Here is a 21,625-nt window from a genome sequence, read left to right as displayed (position 1 = left end):
GCGCAGACGGCTTAGAAGATACGGGAATGTTGGGCGCGCAATGCAGCGCCCTTCTCGTTATCGCCCCCGCGAAGGCGGGGCCCATAACCACTGCACGGAGTATAGGTCCCCGCTTGCGCGGGGACGACCGGGTGAAGAAAGCGGGTCTGCTTAGAACATCATGTCTATCGCGTGGCGGGCCACTGCGAATCTGCCGCTCAAAGAATAAATCGGCTGAGGTCGGCGTTCCTCGCGAGATCGCCGATGTTTTTCTCGACGTAAGCGCCATCGATGACGAGCGTTTCGCCACCGCGATCGGTCGCCGTGAAGGAAATTTCGTCCAGCACGCGCTCCATCACGGTTTGCAGACGCCGCGCGCCGATATTCTCGACACTCGAATTCACCGCCACGGCGATGTCGGCAATGGCGTCGATGGCATCATCGGTGAATTGCAGCGTCACGCCTTCGGTACCCATCAGCGCGATATATTGCTTGATCAGCGAAGCCTCGGTGTCGGTGAGGATGCGGCGGAAATCCTCGCGCGTAAGCGCCTGCAATTCGACACGGATGGGAAGGCGGCCCTGTAATTCCGGCAGCAGGTCGGAGGGCTTCGACACATGGAACGCGCCAGAGGCGATGAACAGGATGTGGTCGGTCTTCACCGACCCGTGCTTGGTTGAGACGGTGGTGCCTTCGATCAGCGGCAACAGATCGCGCTGCACGCCCTCGCGCGACACGTCACCACCAACCCGGCCATCGCGCGCGGTGATCTTGTCGATCTCGTCGAGGAAGACGATGCCGTTATTCTCGACGACCTTGATCGATTCCAGCACCAGCGTTTCGGTATCGAGCAGCTTGTCAGCCTCTTCGTTGATCAGGATGTCATGCGATTCGGCCACGGTGACGCGGCGTGTCTTCGGCTTGCCGCCGAGCTTGCCGAAAATGTCGCCGATCGAAATGGCGCCCATCTGGGCACCCGGCATGCCGGGAATGTCGAACATCGGCAGTCCGCCGCCGCCCGACTGAACCTCGATCTCGATTTCCTTGTCGTTCAATTCGCCGGCGCGCAATTTGCGGCGGAAGGATTCCTTTGTCGCCGGACTCGATGTCTCGCCGACCAGCGCATTGATGACACGCTCTTCGGCGGCAAGCTGCGCGCGTGCCAGCACGTCCTTGCGCTTCCTCTCGCGTGTTTGCGCAATCGCGACCTCGACGAGATCGCGAATGATCTGTTCCACGTCGCGGCCGACATAGCCGACTTCGGTAAACTTGGTCGCTTCGATCTTGAGGAACGGTGCCCCGGCAAGCTTGGCAAGGCGACGCGAAATCTCGGTCTTGCCGACGCCGGTCGGTCCGATCATCAGGATATTCTTCGGCAGCACTTCCTCGCGCAGCTTTTCGTCGAGCTGCAGCCGCCGCCAGCGATTGCGCAGCGCGATCGCGACGGCGCGCTTTGCATCATGCTGACCGATGATGAAGCGGTCGAGCTCGGAAACGATTTCGCGGGGAGAGAAGTCGGTCATGTTATCTCGTTGCATCCGGATCATGCTGCATGATCAATACGTCGCCGGTTTGTCCGTGCAGATGGGGCAAAGGCTGGAAACCGGCCTTCATATAGGCACGCACAGCGCGCGCGTTGTTGCGGTCGGGATCGATGATGATGGTGCTATAACCCTGGTTCCGCAATCCTGCGACGAAGGCGGCCAGCGCCGTCGAGCCGATTCCTTGCGACAGTTTGTCAGGGGAGCCGATCGACAGGTCAACGCCGATCGTCTCGGCCGGTAATTCGGTCAGCCAGGGATGATCCTTGATCCATTGCTCGTTCTGGTGATGGCCGATGAACCAATACTGGATGTAGCCAACGGGATCGCCGTCCAGCGTGATCAAAAACGGGCGGGTCGTATCGCGGCCGTCCACCATATCGCGGATGAAGCCTAATTCTTCTTCGGGATCACCCCACCATTCCCGCAGATGAGGTTCGGCAAGCCACCTCCGCAGCAGAGGATAGTGGTCCGCGGCGACCGGAACGAAGCCGATCTGCTTCGCATCACACCGCATCGAGCGTTTCAACGGTCACGTTGCGATTGGTATAGACGCAGATATCGGCGGCGATATCGAGCGACTTGCGTACGGTTTCCTCGGCGCTGAGCGGGCCATCGGCCAGTGCGCGGGCGGCGGCGAGGGCGTAGTTGCCGCCGGAGCCGATGCCCATGATGCCGGCTTGCGGTTCCAGTACATCACCGGTGCCGGTCAGCACCAGCGAGACCTGCTTGTCGGCGACGATCATCATGGCTTCCAGCCGGCGGAGGTAACGGTCGGTGCGCCAGTCCTTGGCCAGCTCGACGGCCGCGCGCAGGAGCTGACCCGGATATTGCTCGAGCTTGCTTTCCAGGCGCTCGAACAGGGTGAAGGCGTCCGCGGTCGCGCCGGCGAAGCCGCCGATCACATCGCCCTTGCCGAGCCGGCGGACCTTTTTGGCATTGGCCTTGACCACGGTCTGGCCGATCGAGACCTGACCATCGCCACCGATGGCGACGATGCCGTTCTTGCGGACGGTCAGGATGGTGGTGCCGTGCCAAATGGGGCTCCGGGATGGTTCGGATGAGGACATGCGACTAAAAATCCTTTGCGGCGGCTGATTTAGGGATGAGTCAGGGTCTTTGCAAATCGCCTGCGGCAAAGGTGGCGCGAGCGAGGCACCCCTGTTACAAGGCCGCAAATCCCAAACAAAGGCCAGACCGGACGAATCATGCGCAAAGGCGAGATCAAGCGCAAAACCAAGGAAACCGACATTGCGGTCGCGGTGGCCATCGACGGCACCGGGCAATCGTCAATCGAAACCGGCATCGGCTTCCTCGACCATATGCTCGATCTCCTGGCGCGGCATTCGCGGATGGACATCACGGTCAAGGCCAAGGGCGATCTGCATATCGATGATCATCACACCGCGGAGGATGTCGGCATCGCGCTTGGCCAGGCGATGAAGCAGGCGCTCGGCGACATGAAGGGCATCACGCGTTATGCCGACGTGCATCTGCCGATGGACGAAGCCCTGACCCGCGTCGCCATCGACGTGTCGGGACGGCCCTTTCTCGTGTTCAAGGTGCCGTTCAACCGCGACAAGATCGGCACCTTCGATACGCAATTGGTCAACGAATGGTTTCAGGCCTTCGCGATGAATTGCGGCGTGACGCTGCATGTCGAGGCACTTTACGGCAGCAACGACCACCATATATCGGAGTCCTGCTTCAAGGGTCTGGCGCGGGCGCTGCGTGCGGCGCTTTCGATCGATCCGAAGGCCGCGAATGAAATTCCGTCGACCAAGGGCACGCTTGGCGGTTAGCGCATGGTCTGCTCAGGTTAGAGCGCATTTTGGCTCCGCTCATTCCCGCGAAAGCGGGAATCCAGTTGTTGTTGACTCTGGGGCCCCGCTTTCGCGGGGACGAGCGGTTGTGAGATCGAGGACAAGAACCGGATGGCCGTTTTCACCGTTCATCAGCCGCCGCTTGGCGCGTCCGAAAATATGCCCGAACCGGCACGATTCACGTTTGTGCGCGATGGTTTCTACTTCTGGGGCTTTCTGTTCTCGGTCTTGTGGATGCTGCGCCACCGTTTGTGGCTGGTGGCGGTGCTGTTCGTTGCCTTGAGTGTTCTGATCGTGGTCGGTCTGAAGTTTGTCGGTGCGCCGGCAGGCTTTCAGCAATTGGCGATCGTTGCGCTGGCGTTTCTGGTTGGCCTTGAAGGCGCGACGCTGCGACGCTGGACGCTGGCACGGCGCGGCTGGACCAATGTCGGTGTCGTGATTGCGGACAATGAGGACGAGGCCGAGCGCCGCTTCTTCGTCAATTGGCAGGCCAGGCGTCGTCCCAATGCGGCGCCACCACCGGCCAATGCCGAGCCGGTCGTGCGCATGGCCAGTCATTCCTCGCCCGGTGTGATCGGTTCCTTTCCGCAGCCAGAGCCGCCGCGATGACGACGACGATTGTCGATTACGGCTCGGGCAACCTGCATTCGGCCGCGAAAGCCTTCGAGCGTGCCGCGCGCGAGCACGAGCTTGATGAAGCCATTGTCGTCACCAGCGATCCGGATCAGATCGCAGCGGCCGATCGCGTCGTGCTGCCGGGTGTCGGCGCCTTTGCCGATTGTCGCCGTGGCCTCGATGCGGTGCCGGGCATGGTCGATGCGCTGAACGATGCCGTGCGCAAGCACGGCAAGCCGTTTTTCGGCATCTGTGTCGGCATGCAGCTCATGGCCGAGCGCGGCCGTGAATATAAGGTCACTGAAGGGCTCGGCTGGATTCCCGGCGAGGTCGATCGCATTCACCCGTCCGATCCTAGTCTGAAGATCCCGCATATGGGCTGGAACACGCTGCGCGCGCGGACATTGCACCCGCTGCTCGACGGCATTGCCCTTGGCGATGACGGATTGCATGCCTATTTCGTGCATTCCTATCAGCTCAGAACCGCCCATGAGGACGATCTGATCGCGCAGGCCGAATACGGCGGGCCGGTCACCGCGATCGTCGGCCGGGACAATATGGTCGGCACGCAATTCCACCCGGAAAAGAGCCAGAAACTCGGGCTTGCGCTGATCGCCAATTTCCTGAAATGGAAGCCGTGAACCGCACCCTCAGTGCCTTACCTCCCCCCTTGTGGGGGAGGTCGGCGAGCGAAGCTCGACGGGAGGGGGGTGCTTCTATCGTTGAAACCCCCACCCCGGTCACCTCGCTCTTGCTCGGTGCCCGACCCTCCCCACAAGGGGGAGGGTAAAGGCAAAGAACGTGATCCTCTTTCCTGCCATCGATCTCAAGGACGGCTTGGCCGTGCGTCTCGAACAGGGCGACATGGCGCGCGCGACCATCTTCAACCGCGATCCGTCCGAACAGGCGCTCGCCTTTGAAAATGCCGGCTTCGAATATCTGCATATCGTCGATCTCGACGGTGCCTTTGCCGGCAAGCCGGTCAACGGCCGTGCGGTCGATCGCATTCTCGAAGCGACCGATATCCCGGTGCAGCTCGGTGGCGGCATTCGCAACATGGCGACCGTGGAAGGTTGGCTGAAGAAGGGCGTCAACCGCGTGATCATCGGCACGGCGGCGGTGCGTGATCCGGCTTTCGTCAAGGAAGCGGCGTCGAAGTTTCCGAACAAGATCGCCGTCGGGCTCGACGCACGCGATGGCAAGGTCGCGGTGGAAGGCTGGGCGGAATCGTCCGAACTCGACGTGATCGATATCGCGCGCCGTTTTGAAGACGCCGGTGTTGCCGCGATCATCTACACCGATATCGCGCGCGACGGCATGCTGCAGGGCCTGAATCTCGACGCGACGATTGCCTTGGCTGATGCCGTTTCGATTCCTGTTATTGCGTCGGGTGGCCTTGCCTCGATCGATGACGTGAAAGCAATGCTGGAGCCGCGTGCGAAGAAGCTCGAAGGCGCCATTGCCGGACGCGCGCTGTATGACGGACGACTGAACGCCGCCGATGCGTTGGCGCTGATTCGAGCGTCGCGGACGTCATCATGACATTCAAGGTTCGCATCATTCCATGTCTCGACGTGAAGGACGGCCGGGTCGTCAAAGGCGTCAACTTCGTCGATCTGCGTGACGCAGGCGACCCGGTGGAAGCGGCGATTGCCTATGATGCCGCCGGCGCCGATGAGCTGACATTTCTCGACATCACCGCAAGCCACGAAAACCGTGGCACCATGCTCGATGTCGTGCGGCGTACGGCGGAAGCCTGCTTCATGCCGGTGACGGTCGGTGGTGGTGTGCGCACGGTAGAAGACATTCGCGTGCTGCTGCAATCGGGTGCCGACAAAGTGTCGATCAACACGGCTGCCGTAGAACGGCGCGAATTCGTGAAAGAGGCGGCGGAGAAATTCGGCGATCAATGCATCGTCGTTGCGATCGATGCGAAGAAGGTGTCGCAGCCCGGCGAAAAGGATCGCTGGGAAATCTTCACCCATGGCGGCCGCAAGCCGACCGGCCTCGATGCCATTGAATATGCAAAAGAGGTGGTCGCGTTGGGCGCCGGCGAAATCCTGCTGACATCGATGGATCGCGACGGCACGAAATCCGGCTTCGATATCGCGCTGACGCGTGCGATCTCGGATGCTGTGAGCGTACCGGTGATCGCATCAGGCGGTGCCGGCAATCTCGATCACATGGTCGCAGGCATTCGCGATGGTCATGCGACCGCGGTGCTGGCAGCTTCGATTTTCCACTTCGGCGAATACACGATACGCCAGGCCAAGGAACACATGGCCAAGGCCGGCCTGCCGATGCGGCTCGATCCCTGATCGTCATTGCCGGACGCCGTCGCCCTCTTCGGCGGCCATGTCTGCGCGTAACCAAGAAATAAGACCCCGACTCAAAAGCCGGGGCCACCGAGGCGGAGTGAAGATGGGACGTTGAAGACTCCGTCCCGGCGCGGATAAAACCCGTCAATGCCTTTCGACGTTCCTGTTCGTTTGAAAATTTCGACGCTCAGGGCGCAAACAAAAGCCCCGGGGCTGGTTCTCCCCGGGGCGTTTCGGGCGGCTATTTTGCCGCCTGCTGTCTCAAATTGTCGCGTTGTCACGACATAATGCGCCCACCGGCGTTTTGTTCCGCAAGTCGCTTGGCCCATGAAATCGCGGCTTCCAGCCTGTCATTGCCCCAGAAAAGTTCCCCGTCCTCGGTGAGGAAACTGGGGGCGCCGAAAATGCCAAGGCGCCCGGCTTCCTCGGTCTGTGTCCGAAGTTGCAGCTTGATCGGATCGGATTGCGCGAGCTCGAGGAACGAGCGGGCGGGCGCGCCCACATCCTGCAAAATCTCCCGGATCACCGTCGGATCGTCGATGCTGCGACTTTCACCAAACTGAGCATGAAATACGGCACAGCAGAATTTATCGCGCCAGGCTTCTCCCTCGCCGGCCAGCGCGACACGGGCCGCAAGCAGGCTGTTTTGAGGAAACGGTACCGGCTTTTTGAAAGGAATCGACAGGTCGGCGCAAAGCCGCTCAAGGTCGCGCCACATATAGCGGCCCTTGCTCTCGTAGATATTGAACGGCGAGGTGTCCCAGCCCTGCGCCTTGAAGATCGGACCCAGCAGGAAGGGCCGGTAGCGGATCACAACGCCGTTGCTCGAGGCCAGCCCCTGTGCACGCATGCAGGCGGGATAGGAATATGTTGATCCAAAATCGAACCAAAAATCGATGATCGGCGCTGTTGCCATCGTTCGGTCAGATGTCCTCATGCTCAATATGGAACCCGCATGTTATCCGATCGTTTCCATGGCCGGGGCATGGTTCAAGGGATTTGGCTGAAGGATGAGCCCATGCGCAAGATCACACTCATCGGGATATTCGCAATGACGTTGCCGCTGATCGCCTCTGTACCCGCGCAGGCGCAGGAATATCCTTGGTGCGCCCGCTATGATTGGACGACCTCCAATTGCGGCTTCGTCAGCTTCCAGCAATGTCTCGCGACCATCCAGGGCATCGGCGGTCGTTGTGAGCAGAACCCGCGCTATGTCCCGCCTCAGCAGCGCCGCCGCCCGCAGCGGTAAGGCTGCTCCTAGCGCACGACCGGGCAGGCCCACTCGGCAATGATGCATTGCATGCAGGGCTGTTCCGCCTATAGTCCCGCCGATTTTGGCGCGCGATGAGGAAGGCCGGGACCGGTTTTCCGTCCGGTCGCGCGCCGATCTTTTGACGCGAACGGGACGGATTTTCATGGCGGACAAGCCCAAAAAGGACGTGAAGAAGGTCGTGCTGGCCTATTCCGGCGGCCTCGACACCTCGATCATTCTGAAGTGGCTGCAGACCACCTATGGCTGCGAGGTGGTGACTTTCACCGCCGACCTCGGCCAGGGCGAGGAGCTGGAGCCCGCGCGCGCCAAGGCGGTGCTGCTCGGCATCAAGCCGGAAAACATCTTCATCGAGGACCTGCGCGAGGAATTCGTCCGCGACTACGTGTTCCCGATGTTCCGGGCCAACACGGTCTATGAGGGGCAATATCTCCTTGGCACTTCGATCGCGCGGCCGCTGATCGCCAAGAAGCAGATCGAGATCGCCGAACAGGTCGGCGCCGATGCGGTCTGTCATGGCGCCACCGGCAAGGGCAACGATCAGGTCCGTTTCGAGCTCAGCTATTACGCGCTGAAACCGGATATCACCATCATCGCGCCATGGCGGGAATGGGATCTGCGCTCGCGCGAGCAACTAATTGCCTTCGCCGAGATGCATCAGATTCCGATCGCCAAGGACAAGCGCGGCGAAGCGCCGTTCTCGGTCGACGCCAATCTTCTGCATGCGTCATCTGAAGGCAAGGTGCTGGAAGACCCGTCGCAGGAAGTGCCGGATTATGTCTATTCGCGCACCGATGATCCGGTGACCGCGCCGGACAAACCGACTGTCATCACCATCGATTTCGAAAAGGGCGATCCGGTCGCTATCGACGGCAAAAAGATGTCGCCGGCAACTTTGCTGAAGGCGCTCAACGATCTCGGCAAGTTGAATGGCATCGGCCGGCTCGATCTCGTCGAGAATCGTTTCGTCGGCATGAAGTCGCGCGGCATGTATGAGACGCCAGGCGGCACGATTCTGCTCGCGGCGCATCGCGGCATTGAAAGCATCACGCTCGATCGCGGCGCCGGCCATCTCAAGGATGAGCTGATGCCGAATTATGCCGAGATGATCTACAATGGCTTCTGGTTCACGCCGGAGCGCGAGATGCTCCAGGCGGCGATCGACAAGTCACAGGAGCATGTGACCGGTCGCGTGACGCTGAAGCTTTACAAGGGCAGCGCCTGGGTGATCGGACGCGAAAGCCCGTATTCACTCTACGATCAGGACCTGGTCACCTTCGAAGAAGGTGCGGTGGCTTATGACCATCGCGACGCCGAAGGCTTCATCCGGCTGAATGCGCTGCGGCTGCGGACGCTCGGACAGCGCAAGAAGAAGCGCGGGCTGTGATTGTCATTGTCGGGGGCGTCTCTTTCTTTCCCTCCCCCTGCAAGGGTGAGGGTCAGGGAGGGTCTCTGAAATTCTGAGATGACTCCCACTCGACTGCCGCGTTTCACTTGCGGCAGTCGACCTCCCCCTTGCAGGGGGAGGTTAAGACCGCAACGTCATTGTTGCGAACAACACCGCAAATAAAATGGCCGGGCAATGCCCGGCCATTTGCATTTGTAAACTATTACTGCGGAGGCGGTGCGCCGGCATCGAGCTGGCCCTGCTGCAGCAGCGGCGTGATGCGGCGAACGGTGACGCGGCGATTGGCCCGCTCGGGTCCGTCGCTTGGCACCTTCAATTGCTGCTCGCCATAACCCTGTGTCGTCAGGTTCTCCGGCGGGATCTGGAATTCATCCGTCAGGATCACCGCCACTGATTCCGCGCGGCGATCAGACAGCGACAGATTGTCTTCGTCGTTGCCAACCGCATCGGTGTGTCCTTCGATCAGGAACACCTCGTTCGGATTCTGCGACACGGCGCGTTTGATGCCGTCAGCAATCGGCGCAAGCCGATCATACTGATCTGGCGAAACCTCCCAGGAGCCCGTATCGAACGTGATGGTGTCGAGATCGATGCGCGGCATGCGGTTGCGGATTTCCGGGCTATAGCGGATTTCGTCGAGCGTATAGGCCCGCGGCAGCGGCTCGACCGGCGGCGCCATCAAGGCACCATAGATATATTCCGGCGGCGCGCTTTCCGCTTCGACGATGTACCGGTCGCGCGGAATCGCGAGTGCACCGAGTGCCAGCGCTGGGAGAGCGACAAAGAACGCATCCGCGCGGCGGCCTCCGCGCGGACGATTGTCGATGATTACGACTTCGCGGCCATTGACGTAGCGCGAGCGGCGGAGCAAGCGGCCGTTCGCATCCGTCACGGTGATGATGTCAACGCCATTGCGGCGTGAGACGGTGCGAATCTCGTTGCCACGGCGTTCGATGCGGGCATCGCCGCGCCGGTTGAAGCGATCATTCTCGTCACGGCGGATGAAGGTGCGGTTGCCCTCGCGGATGATGGTGCGGTCGCCTTCGCGAATGACGGTGCGATTGCCTTCGCGGCTTTCGCGGCGCTCCTTGCGCAGGTCGTCGATACGGCGTGCGCGGTCATCGCGCCTGTCGTCACGACGATCCTGGCGGGACTCTTGGCGGTCATCCCGGCGGTCTTGGCGTGAGTCCTGACGATCGTCCCGGCGGTCCTGACGCGTATCCTGCCGTTGATCGCGACCATCCTGCCGCTGATCGCGTCGCTCGTCGCGGCCTTCCTTGCGATCGTCGCGGCGATCCTGCTGCCGCTGCCGGTCATCGCCGCGCTGCTGGTTCTGCTGCTGGCGCTGCTGCTCTTGCTGCCTTTGCAAGCCTTGCTGCTTTTGCAACTCCTGCTGCTTCTGCAAGTCTTGTTGTTTCTGCGAGTCCTGGCGCCTCTGCAACTCCTGGCGCTGTTGCTGTTGCTGCTTCTGCGTGTCCTGCCGCTGCTGCTGCTGCTGTTTCTGCAACTCCTGCCGCTGTTGCTGCTGTTTCTGCTGCCTCTGCAGATCTTCGCGCTGTTGACTCTGATTTTGCCGCTGCTCCTGGCGCAGATTTTTTCGTTCCTGCTTCTGCTCCTGGCGTTGATCGCGACGTTCTTCTTTTTGGCCCTGCCGCTGATCACGACGTTCTTGCCGGTTCTCCTGCCGTTGGTTCTGTCGATCGTTTTTGTTCTTATTCTTGTCTTTATCCTTATCCTTGCTCCTGTCGCCGTCGTTCTGGGCGAGGATGATCGGCAGATCGCTCCGGTTAACGGTCTGAGCAATAGACGGATGCCCGAAGGCGATTGCAGGTATGGCGGCTCCGGCAAGGAGCAGTCCTTTAAGGCGCATCTTGATCTCGCTGTTCGTGAATGAAGTCCTTGGACATCCCATCGTTAACGAATCGCAGTTGATCTGCGTTTTAGTAAAAGCGTGATGGGCTAGAACGATGGCGGGGACGTGGCCATTTGCTTAACGGCTGTCCATCAAACCCGCCGCGGAAGGGCATTGGTGTCGCAGGGTGACCTGTTTCAAGCCAAATTCGGATGGAATCGCGCGGCGTCGATCGGACAGCGCTGGCAAGCATTGTCCCTTTATCTGATTTTGCATTGCGGGAAGAATTGTACAGTCGCTCGACGGAAATCCCTCCTCACATGGCGACTTTCCTGTTGTCGCCGAGGTCCGGCCGATTGCCGGTCATGGCGGCGACGGCCATCTTCACCGTGCTTACGACTTTACCGGGTCCTTCCCAGAACTGAGCGTCATCGGGCACGACCTTCAGCACCCGGATATTGGGATCGTCGGGCGAATCCCACCAGGCCTTGGCCGGTGTCGACCATAGCTCCTTGATCGCCGTGCGATCTGCCGAAACTTCGGCGTGCCCGGACAGCGACACGAATTTTTGGCTGCCCGGATCGGCAAAGGCGAGGCACACCTGCGGATATTTCTTGATGTCATCGTCTTTGTGGTGGCGCGCGTCGGTCAGGAAATACACCGCATTGTTCTTCCGCCGCACGAAAGCGCCCATGGGACGAGAACGAAGTTCCACGCCGTCCCAATTGGCCAGCATGCAGATGGAAATTTTCTCCATCAAATCCCACACGCGCTCCGCATCCTTGCTCATTCGGAATACTCCTTCACGCAAAGTCCATGTTAGCTCAGCGTGGCAACACGTGAGCGCAGCAAGCGTTCCGCGTGAATGCGGGAAGAGTCATCACTGTGTCGCATTCCCGTTGAGTCCCTGTCAAAGTTCAGGGGCAATGTCTGGCGCGATCGACTCTAATAAGTTGGAGCATGTTGTCCGAAAATCGCTTCGCACTTTTCGGCACCATCCTCTAGGCTCGCGCGGGATTTCTCAATGCCGGCAAGGATACGCGTGCCGCATCTCTCACGCCGGACATTTCTGGTGCGAGCGGCAAGCGCATCGTTGGTGAGCGCCGCCGGCACATTGGCGCGACCCGGTCTCAGCCGCGCAGCGGATCGGCCGGCGATCACGCATGGCATTCAGTCTGGCGACATATCGGGCGACAGCGCAGTGGTGTGGTCGCGCAGCGACCGGCCGTCGCGGATGGTCGTCGATATCGCGACCAGCGACAGCTTTCGCGACATCGAGCAGACATTGTTCGCCGATGCATTGCCGGAAAGTGACTTCACCGCAAAGCTGCTGATCGACGATCTGCCGGCGGGGCAAAACGTCTTCTATCGCGTGCGTTTTCAGGATCTTTCATTTCCGACGGTCTACAGCGATACACAGATCGGGCATTTCCGCACACCTGATACATCGCTCCGTTCGATATCGTTCACGTGGTCGGGCGACGTCGCCGGGCAAGGCTGGGGCATCGATGAAGCGCGCGGCGGCATGCGCGGCTTCGCGACGATGCACGAGAACCGGCCGGACTTCTTTTTGCATTCGGGTGACAGCATCTATGCCGATTGTCCGGTGGAAGGGCAGATCAGGCTGCCGGATGGCACGCTGTGGCGTAACGTGGTGACCGAAGACAAATCGGTGGTCGCACAAACGCTGTCGGAGTTTCGTGGCAACTACAAATACAATCTGCTCGACGAAAATCTGCGCGCGTTCAATGCGCAGGTCCCGGTGATCGCGCAATGGGATGATCATGAAGTCACCAACGACTGGTGGCCCGGTGCAACGATCAAAGACAAACATTATTCTGAAACCAGTGCGTCGCTCCTGGCGGCGCGCGGACGCCAGGCGTTCCGCGAATACATGCCGGTGCGCGAACCGCAGATGAGCGGCGACCGGGTCTATCGCAAGATCGCGTATGGTCCGCTGCTCGATGTATTTCTGATCGACATGCGCAGTTATCGCGGCGCGAATGATTACGACAAGAAGGCTGATGCAACGCCGGCCGAATTGCTGGGGCGCCAGCAAGTGGCATGGCTGAAGCGCGCGCTGACGCGCTCCAAAGCGTTATGGAAAGTCATCGCCGCGGACCTGCCGATCGGCCTTGTCAGCGCGGATGCGGTGGCCCAAAGCGATGGGCCGCCGCAGGGACGCGAGCACGAGATCGCCAATCTGCTCTCCTTCATGCGTCGCAGCGGCATCGTCAACACCGTGTGGCTGACCGCCGACATGCATTACACGGCTGCACATTTTTACGATCCCAATCGCGCCGTGTTTCAGGACTTCGAGCCGTTCTATGAATTCGTCTCGGGGCCGTTGCATGCCGGCACATGGGGACCGGCGCCGCTCGACAACACCTTCGGGCCGCAGGTGCTGTTCCAGAAAGGCTGCAGCGCCGAGCAGGGCGAGAACCTCGCACCCTGCTTCGGGCTGCAATTTTTCGGCCGGGTCGATATCGACGGCCAGAGCGGTATGATGACGGTCTCGCTGAAGGACGTAGACAATCGGACCCTTTGGTCGATCCCGATCGCGCCGAAGCGCCGCGAGCGGGCGGGGCTGCCAAAAGCAATCTGACCAAGCGCAATACGAGTGTCACAAAGCGTCCCTAGCGTCGTTCCCAAACGCGATCGAGGGCCTTAATCATGCGCCGGATTCTGCTGTCCACCGCTGCAATTATCGCTTTAATAACAAACGGTTATGCTCAAACAATATACCCGGTCGACCGGGCCGATATCCTGACCGGATCGCGCTTCGACCTCAAAGTCGAGTTTCCGGGACTGGTCACAGCGGCGGACGCGAAGGTCACGGTGAACGGCACGGATGCCGCACAGGCGCTGGGCAAGCCGGTTCAGTTCATCGAAAAAGAAGATGGCAAAGACCAGTCGTCGCTGATTTTGCGTGACGTCGCGATCGACAAGCCGGGCACATACACCATCAAGGTGACGACGCCATCGTCATCGCGTGACATCACCTGGAATGTCTACGAAACGCCGGCGCGCAAGGCAAAGAATGTCATTCTTCTGGTCGGCGACGGTTTGTCGCCCGCGCACCGTGTTGCGGCTCGTCTGCTGTCGAAGGGGATTTCGGAAGGCAAGGCCTTTGGCAAGCTGGCGATGGACGACATGCCGCATATGGCGCTGATCTCCACAGCCGGAACGGATTCGATCATTACCGATTCGGCCAATTCCGCCAGCGCTTTCGCGACAGGTCACAAGGCGGCCGTGAATGCGATGGGCGTCTATGCCGATCGGTCGGCCAATCCGTTCGACGATCCGAAGGTTGAGACGATTTCAGGCCTCGTGAAGCGCCGCAACGGCATGTCCGTGGGCATCGTCAGTAACACCGAAATCCAGGACGCAACGCCTGCGGCGATGATGGCCCATACACGCCGCCGTGCCGCCTTTGACGAGATCACCGAACAGTTTCTGGCCGGCAAGCCCGATGTGCTGATGGGCGGCGGCGCAGCACACTTCCTGCCGAAAGGCGCGCCCGGCGCGAAGCGCCGCGATGAAATCGACTATGTCGCGAAGTTCAAGGATGCCGGTTACGCCTTCGCATCGAATGCGACGGAATTGAAAGCCGTACCGCAAGGCACGAAGCAACTGCTGGGCTTGTTCAATAACGGCAACATGGATGGCGTATTGGATCGCAAATTCCTCAAGCGCGGCAGCGTCACGCGGTTTTCCGATCAGCCTGACCTGACGGAGATGACTACGAAGGCCCTCGATGTTCTGTCGCAGAACCCTAACGGCTTCTTTCTGATGGTCGAGTCCGGCATGATCGACAAATACACGCATCTGCTCGATATGGAGCGAGCCGTGTATGACACCATCATGTTGGACAATGTGGTGAAGCAGGTAAAGGACTGGGCCAAAGCGCATGGCGACGACACGCTGATCCTTGTTTTGGCTGACCACAATCATCCGGTCAGCATCGTCGGCACCATCGATGACGACATGTCGAGCACGCCGAATGTGCCGATGCGCGAACGTGTTCGCATCTACGCCAAGGCTGGCTTCCCGAACTATCCCAAGCCGGATGCAGACGGGTATCCGTCGCGCGTGGATGTCAGCCGCCGCTTAGCGATGTTCTCGGCCAGTCTGCCGGATCACTATGAGACGTTCCGGCCGCGTCTGGACGATCCGAATGCGCCCACTGTACCAGGCAAGGAAGCGGGCACGTTCGAGGCCAATGAGCGCTACAAGGATGTCCCGGGCGCTGTGTTCCGCCTCGGCAATCTGCCGCGGCTGGCCAATGCCAGCGTGCATTCGGGCGAGGACGTGGTCCTCACCGCCATGGGGCCTGGCAGTGAACGCGTGCGCGGGCAGATGGAAAATACCGATGTGTTCCGCATCATGGCGGAAGCATTGGGCCTCGGCGCTAGCGCTACCTCAGGTTCGGCCGCAAAATAAGTGCCGCATTGCCGGGCTTAATCCGGCAATCCAGCTTTTCGAGACCATGGACTCGCGGGTCAGGCAATCAGGTGTACGATGATTGCTTGGGCGGCAGCGTGCTCACGGCAGGCTCCTTCGCCGATGTGTGACACACCGCTTCAATGTTGTGCCCGTCAGGATCGAGCGCGAAGGCGGCATAATAATCTGGATGATAATGCGCGCGAATGCCCGGCGCGCCATTGTCTCTGCCGCCAGCCGCCAGCGCAGCCTTGTGGAACGCATCGACCGCCGCGCGATCTTTCGCAACGATCGCGACATGCAGCGGCTTTTCCAGCCCGCCTTCACTTCCGATCCAGAAATTCGGTACGCCGTCGGGACCGAAGCCAGCGGCCAGCGCATCGTTTTCGTTCTGCTGCACTTCCACGATCAGCGCATAGCCGAGCGGCGCGAGCGCCTGCGAGTAGAACGCTTTGGCGCGCGCGTAATCGGACACCGGAAAACCGATATGGTCGATCATCACCCACTCCAGTCGCCCCCGCGAAAGCCGGGACCTATAGCGGCAGTGGTGAGTATGGGCCCCCGCTGTGCAAAGACAATAAAGTTCTTTCAGCGAGCGCTCACTCAAGTCGTAAGATCGACAAATAAAGTTCTTTCAGAGTGCCGTATTCGCGCGGCAGGCCGCAGATCCTCCGGACGCGTCGTCGGGAGAATAGCCGGAAATGCGGTGGACTCGGCAATCGGCATGATGAAGCAATCCTCTCAACAGCACGGCGCGTCGTGATAATGCCCGGCAATCGCCTGCTCGAGTGCCGGCATGGCGGCTGCGAGCTTGTCGTTGGTGAGGCCCGTCCGCATCATGTTCAGGACCTCCTTGCGCGCCGCCGGGTAATCCACGTTCGTCACCGAGCCGTGCTTGACGACGGTGCGTCCGCCAATGATCAGTTCGTCGATATCGCGGGCGGTTGCGCGTCCGAACAGCAGGCCGAGCGGGTCGATATCAGAACGTAGTTTCTCGCTGTCGATGCGGGACCAGTCGAGCAACAGAATGTCGGCCGGCGCGCCCGGAACGAGAGCCGCGTTGCGGGCTTTGTTCATCACGCTCAGATGGCCGTTGCCGAATGCCATCTGCAGGATCTGCTGCCACGTGACCTTGACGTCGAAACCGGTCCCGGCTTGCAGCAACGAGGCCACCCGCATCTCGCGCAGGGCATCGTCGTCTTCATCGAGCGCAATGGCGTCAACGCCAAGCGCAACCGGCACACCGGCCTTCACCATCTGCCCCACCGGCGCCACGCCGGATCGCAGATGCAGATTCGAACTGTGATTGACGGCGATGGTCACGCCGCGGGCGGCAAGCAGCTCGAGTTCGTCGGGGCGGGCCCAGACGCAGTGTGCCAGCGTCAGACGCGGCGACAGGAAGCCGATGGCATCGAGAAACCTGACGACGCCGTCGGGATAATTCTGGTCGAGCCAGCCGCGCTGATAGCGCGTCTCCAGCAGATGCATGTGGATGCGGCGGCCGGTGCGTTGCGATGCATCCGCGACCGCCTCAAGCAGTTCGTTGCTGCACCATTGCACGCCGTTCGGGCCGTATTGCACCTCGAATGCGTCGCTGCCAGCGGCATCGTGAACCGCGTCGGCCAGCGCGATATACTCCGCGGGCTTGAGCGGCGCGCGGATGAAACGGTTTTCGATCTCGGCGCGCGTATCGGCGGGCAACGCCGCCAGTACCGGTTCGGACGGCCCGTAGACCAGAGGGTTGCGGTCTTTCATGGAGACGGCGAAGCCGACCCAGATGCCGACATCGCGGGCCGCGCGTGCGACGGCGGTGACTTCGCTCGGCAGATCCGTGAACCCCTGCGCCCGCGTATAATGCATCATCACCGTGCCGACGCCGCCCAATGCGCTATGGGACAGCGAGACGAGCGCGCCGAGATAAGGATCGATCGACGGAAATAGCGCCAGATAGTTGAGCCACGTCTCCAGCGGCTTGCCGGCGCCACCGATCGAACTCACACGCACGGCACGTCCATGATCATGGGCGTTGACCAGGGGCGGCAGCGCAAGGATGTCGTCCGGCGTTCCGGTGCTGGGGGCGACAGCGAGGATGCCGTCATGCTCCAAAGTTATCTCCTGCGCCGCCGCCGGCGGCGTGTGAGCGTCCGCGAGGACGTAGGCGCAAGAGATTTTCCGCATGGCAATTCCGGTACTGAACGTGAAGGCGATGGTTGTTACGGCTTGAGGGCCGGAGGCATCCGCTCTGGCTTGGCCGGCAGGAACGAGCGGTCGAAGACCTCGCTTGCGCCGGGCTTGCGTGGCAGCTCGAAGGCCTGCGCGATGATGTCGACCGACTTGGTCAGGCGGGCGTCATCGACATCGCCAAGTCCCGCGCTGCGGGCTTCAGGCGTATCGATCAGGGTCTTGTAGACATAGAGCAGGCGGCGCTTCTCGATGTCCTTGTTGATCAGCGGCTCGGTCTTTGCGAGCAATTCGATAGCGGCGTCGGGATCGGCCATCACCTCCCTGACCGCGCGATTGACGGCGCGCACCAGACCCTTCACCGCTTCCGGCTTTTCCTTCGCGAGCTTCGGTGAGACCATCACGCCGTTGGAATACAGGTCGAGCCCGGAATCGGCGTAATACAACCAGCGGAAGTCCTTGTCCGGATCCAGCTTCAGCGAGACGAGATTCATGTAGCTGGTCGCAGTGAAGACCGCGATCGCATCGACCTGACCCTGCAGCAGCATCTGCTCCTGCAGATTAGGTGCCACGTTGGTGACGTTGATCGACGACACCTCAATGCCGTTGTTCTTTGCCAGCAGCGGCAGCAGCTTGAACGACGCGCCGCCCGGCGGCGTGCCGAGCTTGCGGCCGGCGAGATCCTTGGGCGTCTTGACCGCGCTGCCCGCCTTGGTGAGAAGGGCGAAAGGTGCCCTGCTGTAGATCATGTACACCATCACCGGGGCCTCGCCCGGCTTCTGCGCGGCCGTCTGGATAACTGCGTTTTCGTCGCCGAAACCGGCATCATAGGCGCCGGACATGATGCGCGTCACAGTCGCCGCTGACCCCTCGCCCTGATCAATCGAGACGTCGAGGCCCTCGGCTTTGAAATAGCCCTTGTCCTTGGCCCAGTAATACCAGGCATGGATGCCCTGCAATTTCCAGTCGAGCGTGAAACGAATCTTTGTGGCCTGCGCGGATGCGGAGGAAACAAATAACAACACGCAGCAAGCGAGCGCGCCGATCAAGCGTAACATCATCATGATAGTCCTCTCAAAAAATACTTGGCACTTAACCAATGGCGAACTCATCCTTGCGATGGGCCCAGCCGGTGATGCGCATCTCGATCAGCGAGAAAATCACGTAGAGCGACACACCCATGATGGCGAGAATGAACAGACCGGCGAACACCAGCGGCACGTCGAACGACGACGACGCGATCATCATCACGTTGCCGATGCCGCGGTTGGACGCCACCGTTTCCGACAGCACCACGCCGACGAAGGCGAGCGTCACCGCCACTTTCAGCGAGGCGAAGAAATAGGGCATCGCGCGCGGCAGGCCGACATTCCAGAGAATGTCGAGCTTGCTGGCCCGCAATGTCTTCATCACGTCCTCGAGCTCGGGCTCGGTGGTGGCAAGGCCGGTCGCGACATTCACCACGATCGGGAACATCGACATGATCATCGCGGTGAGCACGGCCGGCACGGCACCGGCGCCGAACCACAACACAAAGATCGGCACGACGGCGACTTTCGGGATCGAGGCGAAACCGATCAACAGCGGATAGGCGACGTCATAAGCGAGCCTGGATGATCCGACCAGAATGCCGAGCAACACCCCGATCAGAATGCCGAAGCTGAAGCCCAGCAGTGTTGTATAGAGTGTCTGCAGCGTATGCGGCCATAGCGCCGGAAAGCGTTCGATCAGCGTGACGATGATCTGGCTTGGTTTCGGCAGCACGATATCGCTGATGTTGAAGGCGCGGCACAGGAACTCCCACAACAGGAAGAAGCAGATGATCAGAGCGGCCGAGGCGATGCGGCGGCGAAGCTGCGGATTCATTATGCGGCTTCCTTGTTCGGGCGGTTGGCAATGATCAGTTCGCGCAGGCGCTGCGTCATGGTGACGAATTCGGGCGTATAGGCCATGTCGATATTGCGCGGCCGCGCGAAGTCGACGACGGAGTCATCGATGATGCGGCCGGGGCGCGCCTGCATCACGCAGATGCGGTTGGCGAGAAAGCCGGCTTCCTTCAGATCGTGCGTGACCAGCAGCACGGTTGGCTTGCGCGTCATCCAGAGGTCCTGCATGATCGCCCACAATTCCTCGCGCGTGAATTGATCGAGCGCGCCGAACGGTTCGTCCAGCATCAGAAGCTGCGGATCATGGATCAGCGCGCGGCAGAGCGAGGCGCGTTGCATCATCCCGCCGGACAATTGCCAGGGATATTTGTCGCCGAAGCCGGCAAGACCAACCTGCTTGAGCAAGGCTTCGACGCGATCGCGAAACTCGGTCTTGCGCTTCTGCCGGAATTCCTGCCGGAACGGCGGCACGATCTTCAGCGGCAGCATCACGTTGTCGCGGATCGTCTTCCACGGCAGCAATGTCGGATTCTGAAAGGCCATGCCGACCCGCATCGGCTCGGCGCCGACCTCGCGGCCCGACACATAGACATAGCCCTTGCTGGCTTTGAGAAGGCCGGTGACGAGTTTCAGAATCGTCGATTTGCCGCAGCCGGACGGTCCGACCAGCGCAACGAAATCGCCCTTGGCGATCGACAGGTTCGTCGCAGTGAGTGCCTGAACTCTTTTGTCGCCGCGTCCATAGACGAGTTCGACATCCTCAAGCTCGACGAAGGCCTCGTCATGGAGCAGGCGTTTGGGCCGCGTCGTCATGCTGCATTCTCTGCTGATCGGTGCGAGGAGGTAACCGCTTTCATCGTCTTGTCCGCATTGCGGACATCCGGCGCCGGCATCTCTTGGATGGTGTGGACAGAGCGTCCATGGCCGCGCGTTCCCGGCACGAGCGTGCGGTCGCGCATGACAAAGCGGCCGCGCACGATGGTGTGGATCGGCAGGCCCTTCACCTTGCGGCCATGCCAGGGCGAAATCTTCGAGCGCGACTGGATCTTGGCATCGTCGATCGTCCAGGCATGGCCAAGATCGACCAATGCGATATCGGCATCCGAGCCGACCTGAATGGCGCCCTTGCGTGGATAAAGCCCCCAGGTCCTGGCCGGATTGAAGGCGCTCCAGCGCACATAATCGCTGATCGACATGCGGCCGGCATTCACTTCCGTCAGCATTGCGGGCATTTGTGTTTCGACGCCAGGAAAGCCGCAATCGACCGCCCAGATGTCATTGCGTGTTTTCTCTTCCGGCGTATGCGGTGCATGGTCGGTGGCGATCATGTCCACCGTGCCGTCGGCTAAAGCCGACCAGATCGGCTCCTGGTTTTCCTTCTCGCGGACTGGTGGATTGACGCGGATTACACCGGCGAAACGGTCATAGTCATCGGTCGAGAGGAAGAGATACTGCGGACAGGTCTCGCCGGTGACATCGACGCCACGCGCCTTGGCTTCGCGCAAGGGACGAAGCTCGTCGGCGGACGAGATGTGCAGGATGTGGATGCGTGCGCCGGTCCATTCCGACAGGATGCAAGCGCGGCTGACGGCCTCGACTGCAACCACAGCCGGACGCGAAGCGATGTGCGCCAGCGGATCATGGCGTCCGGCCTGCGTCAGCCGTGTCTGCCGCCGCTCCATGATCGTGTTGGTCTCGGCATGCAGAGAGATGCGCTTGCCGGTTTCGGCGACGACTTCGAACGCCTCCAGCATCGCGCCGGTTGACGGCGAGGGGATCTTGCCGAAAGTGTTGCCCATATAGAGCTTGAAGCCAATCACGCCGCCTTTGACGAGATCGGGCACATTGTCGATCGTGTCTTCGCCAAGCAGCCCATAGAGGCCGAAATCGACATGCGCTTTTTCCGCGGCGATCTTGTGCTTGGCCGCAAGGATTTCTGCATTGCCGGTCGGCGGGATGGTGTTCGGCATGTCGAACACGGTGGTCACGCCGCCGAAAGCTGCGGCGGCCGTACCGCTCTCCCAGTCTTCCTTGTTGGGATAGCCAGGATCGCGGAAGTGGACATGCACGTCGATCGCGCCGGGCAGGATATGCAGGCCCTTCGCATCGAGAATTTCTTGAGCGGGCGGCATCGCATCGGCAGCACCGACGGCGATGATTTTTTCGTCCTTGATGGCGATGCTGGCCGGCACGGCGGAATCCGGTGTGACGACGATGCCGTTGTGAATGACGAGGTCTGCGGTGACGGTCATCGCACGGCTCCGCGACGCGATGCCAAGGCAGCAACTGAGAGCTTTGCCGTGAAGATT

General features: G+C 60.8%; 22 protein-coding genes. 10 read left to right on the top strand and 12 right to left on the bottom strand.

Features of this window, described 5'->3' with window-relative positions:
* Positions 1-197: 197 nt before the first annotated feature.
* The 3 genes from hslU to hslV are packed head-to-tail and all read right to left on the bottom strand — an operon-like array spanning position 198 to position 2,590.
* Positions 198-1,502, bottom strand: a complete 1,305-nt coding sequence (gene hslU / locus CAK95_RS08020; protein WP_086087439.1) for an ATP-dependent protease ATPase subunit HslU — start codon at positions 1,500-1,502, stop codon at positions 198-200.
* A gap of 1 nt (position 1,503) precedes the next feature.
* Positions 1,504-2,037, bottom strand: coding sequence for a GNAT family N-acetyltransferase (locus CAK95_RS08015; RefSeq protein ID WP_086087438.1), 534 nt, complete (start codon positions 2,035-2,037; stop codon positions 1,504-1,506).
* Positions 2,027-2,590 (bottom strand): ATP-dependent protease subunit HslV, encoded by a 564-nt coding sequence (gene hslV, locus CAK95_RS08010; RefSeq protein WP_086087437.1) that lies wholly within the window; start codon positions 2,588-2,590, stop codon positions 2,027-2,029. Before hslV ends, CAK95_RS08015 begins: the two co-directional genes overlap by 11 nt.
* Before the next feature lie 138 nt (positions 2,591-2,728).
* Between hslV and hisB the strand changes: the two genes are divergently transcribed.
* The 5 genes from hisB to hisF all read left to right on the top strand — a co-directional run bounded on the left by hisB (position 2,729) and on the right by hisF (position 6,276).
* Positions 2,729-3,322 carry an imidazoleglycerol-phosphate dehydratase HisB gene (hisB, locus tag CAK95_RS08005; protein WP_086087436.1) on the top strand — a complete coding sequence of 198 codons (594 nt, stop codon included), beginning with the start codon at positions 2,729-2,731 and terminating at the stop codon, positions 3,320-3,322.
* Between the two features lie 132 nt (positions 3,323-3,454).
* A complete protein-coding gene (locus CAK95_RS08000; RefSeq protein WP_086087435.1) occupies positions 3,455-3,952 on the top strand; it encodes a DUF2628 domain-containing protein in 498 nt (165 codons plus the stop codon).
* Positions 3,949-4,599: an imidazole glycerol phosphate synthase subunit HisH gene (gene hisH / locus CAK95_RS07995; RefSeq protein ID WP_086087434.1), complete on the top strand. Its 651-nt coding sequence runs from the start codon at positions 3,949-3,951 to the stop codon at positions 4,597-4,599. Before CAK95_RS08000 ends, hisH begins: the two co-directional genes overlap by 4 nt.
* 160 nt (positions 4,600-4,759) lie before the next feature.
* A complete protein-coding gene (gene hisA, locus CAK95_RS07990; protein ID WP_086087433.1) occupies positions 4,760-5,500 on the top strand; it encodes a 1-(5-phosphoribosyl)-5-[(5-phosphoribosylamino)methylideneamino]imidazole-4-carboxamide isomerase in 741 nt (246 codons plus the stop codon).
* The gene (hisF, locus tag CAK95_RS07985; protein WP_086087432.1) at positions 5,497-6,276 is read left to right on the top strand and encodes an imidazole glycerol phosphate synthase subunit HisF; all 780 of its coding nucleotides are present in this window, start codon (positions 5,497-5,499) and stop codon (positions 6,274-6,276) included. Before hisA ends, hisF begins: the two co-directional genes overlap by 4 nt.
* A gap of 277 nt (positions 6,277-6,553) precedes the next feature.
* On the opposite strand, the gene CAK95_RS07980 is transcribed toward hisF, so the two are convergent.
* Complete coding sequence (locus tag CAK95_RS07980; RefSeq protein WP_086087431.1) at positions 6,554-7,192, bottom strand: 2-hydroxychromene-2-carboxylate isomerase; 639 nt, start codon at positions 7,190-7,192, stop codon at positions 6,554-6,556.
* Between the two features lie 102 nt (positions 7,193-7,294).
* Here CAK95_RS07980 and CAK95_RS07975 point away from each other — a divergent pair, with 102 nt between their 5' ends.
* Both CAK95_RS07975 and CAK95_RS07970 read left to right on the top strand, forming a co-directional pair.
* Positions 7,295-7,525: a DUF3551 domain-containing protein gene (locus tag CAK95_RS07975; RefSeq protein WP_157699565.1), complete on the top strand. Its 231-nt coding sequence runs from the start codon at positions 7,295-7,297 to the stop codon at positions 7,523-7,525.
* 166 nt (positions 7,526-7,691) lie between these two features.
* Positions 7,692-8,933, top strand: a complete 1,242-nt coding sequence (locus CAK95_RS07970; protein WP_086091275.1) for an argininosuccinate synthase — start codon at positions 7,692-7,694, stop codon at positions 8,931-8,933.
* Positions 8,934-9,156: 223 nt separating this feature from the next.
* Here CAK95_RS07970 and CAK95_RS29590 read toward each other — a convergent pair whose 3' ends face one another.
* Positions 9,157-10,323, bottom strand: a complete 1,167-nt coding sequence (locus tag CAK95_RS29590; RefSeq protein ID WP_245303665.1) for an OmpA family protein — start codon at positions 10,321-10,323, stop codon at positions 9,157-9,159.
* Positions 10,324-10,365: 42 nt separating this feature from the next.
* On the opposite strand from CAK95_RS29590, the gene CAK95_RS29865 reads away from it, so the two are divergent.
* The gene (locus tag CAK95_RS29865; RefSeq protein ID WP_157699564.1) at positions 10,366-10,848 is read left to right on the top strand and encodes a hypothetical protein; all 483 of its coding nucleotides are present in this window, start codon (positions 10,366-10,368) and stop codon (positions 10,846-10,848) included.
* A 274-nt stretch (positions 10,849-11,122) separates the two neighbouring features.
* On the opposite strand, the gene CAK95_RS07955 is transcribed toward CAK95_RS29865, so the two are convergent.
* Complete coding sequence (locus CAK95_RS07955) at positions 11,123-11,596, bottom strand: pyridoxamine 5'-phosphate oxidase family protein (RefSeq protein ID WP_086087429.1); 474 nt, start codon at positions 11,594-11,596, stop codon at positions 11,123-11,125.
* Between the two features lie 234 nt (positions 11,597-11,830).
* On the opposite strand from CAK95_RS07955, the gene CAK95_RS07950 reads away from it, so the two are divergent.
* Positions 11,831-13,411: an alkaline phosphatase D family protein gene (locus CAK95_RS07950; RefSeq protein WP_086087428.1), complete on the top strand. Its 1,581-nt coding sequence runs from the start codon at positions 11,831-11,833 to the stop codon at positions 13,409-13,411.
* 68 nt (positions 13,412-13,479) lie between these two features.
* A complete protein-coding gene (locus CAK95_RS07945) occupies positions 13,480-15,249 on the top strand; it encodes an alkaline phosphatase (RefSeq protein ID WP_086087427.1) in 1,770 nt (589 codons plus the stop codon).
* A 67-nt stretch (positions 15,250-15,316) separates the two neighbouring features.
* Here CAK95_RS07945 and CAK95_RS07940 read toward each other — a convergent pair whose 3' ends face one another.
* From CAK95_RS07940 to allB, 6 genes are all read right to left on the bottom strand, one after another.
* Complete coding sequence (locus CAK95_RS07940; protein WP_086087426.1) at positions 15,317-15,748, bottom strand: VOC family protein; 432 nt, start codon at positions 15,746-15,748, stop codon at positions 15,317-15,319.
* A 242-nt stretch (positions 15,749-15,990) separates the two neighbouring features.
* Positions 15,991-17,427 (bottom strand): amidohydrolase family protein, encoded by a 1,437-nt coding sequence (locus CAK95_RS07935; RefSeq protein ID WP_086087425.1) that lies wholly within the window; start codon positions 17,425-17,427, stop codon positions 15,991-15,993.
* Between the two features lie 35 nt (positions 17,428-17,462).
* Positions 17,463-18,494: an ABC transporter substrate-binding protein gene (locus CAK95_RS07930; protein ID WP_245303664.1), complete on the bottom strand. Its 1,032-nt coding sequence runs from the start codon at positions 18,492-18,494 to the stop codon at positions 17,463-17,465.
* Between the two features lie 28 nt (positions 18,495-18,522).
* The gene (locus tag CAK95_RS07925; protein WP_086087424.1) at positions 18,523-19,296 is read right to left on the bottom strand and encodes an ABC transporter permease; all 774 of its coding nucleotides are present in this window, start codon (positions 19,294-19,296) and stop codon (positions 18,523-18,525) included.
* The gene (locus CAK95_RS07920; RefSeq protein WP_086087423.1) at positions 19,296-20,129 is read right to left on the bottom strand and encodes an ABC transporter ATP-binding protein; all 834 of its coding nucleotides are present in this window, start codon (positions 20,127-20,129) and stop codon (positions 19,296-19,298) included. The genes CAK95_RS07925 and CAK95_RS07920 overlap by 1 nt, the downstream gene beginning before the upstream one ends.
* Positions 20,126-21,568 carry an allantoinase AllB gene (allB, locus tag CAK95_RS07915; RefSeq protein ID WP_086087422.1) on the bottom strand — a complete coding sequence of 481 codons (1,443 nt, stop codon included), beginning with the start codon at positions 21,566-21,568 and terminating at the stop codon, positions 20,126-20,128. Before allB ends, CAK95_RS07920 begins: the two co-directional genes overlap by 4 nt.
* Between the last annotated feature and the right edge of the window lie 57 nt (positions 21,569-21,625).

The sequence above is a fragment of the Pseudorhodoplanes sinuspersici genome, assembly GCF_002119765.1.
GTDB classification, from domain to species: Bacteria; Pseudomonadota; Alphaproteobacteria; order Rhizobiales; family Xanthobacteraceae; genus Pseudorhodoplanes; species Pseudorhodoplanes sinuspersici.
Note: the sequence above shows the minus strand (reverse complement) of the source record. Positions and strands in the feature narration are given on the sequence as shown.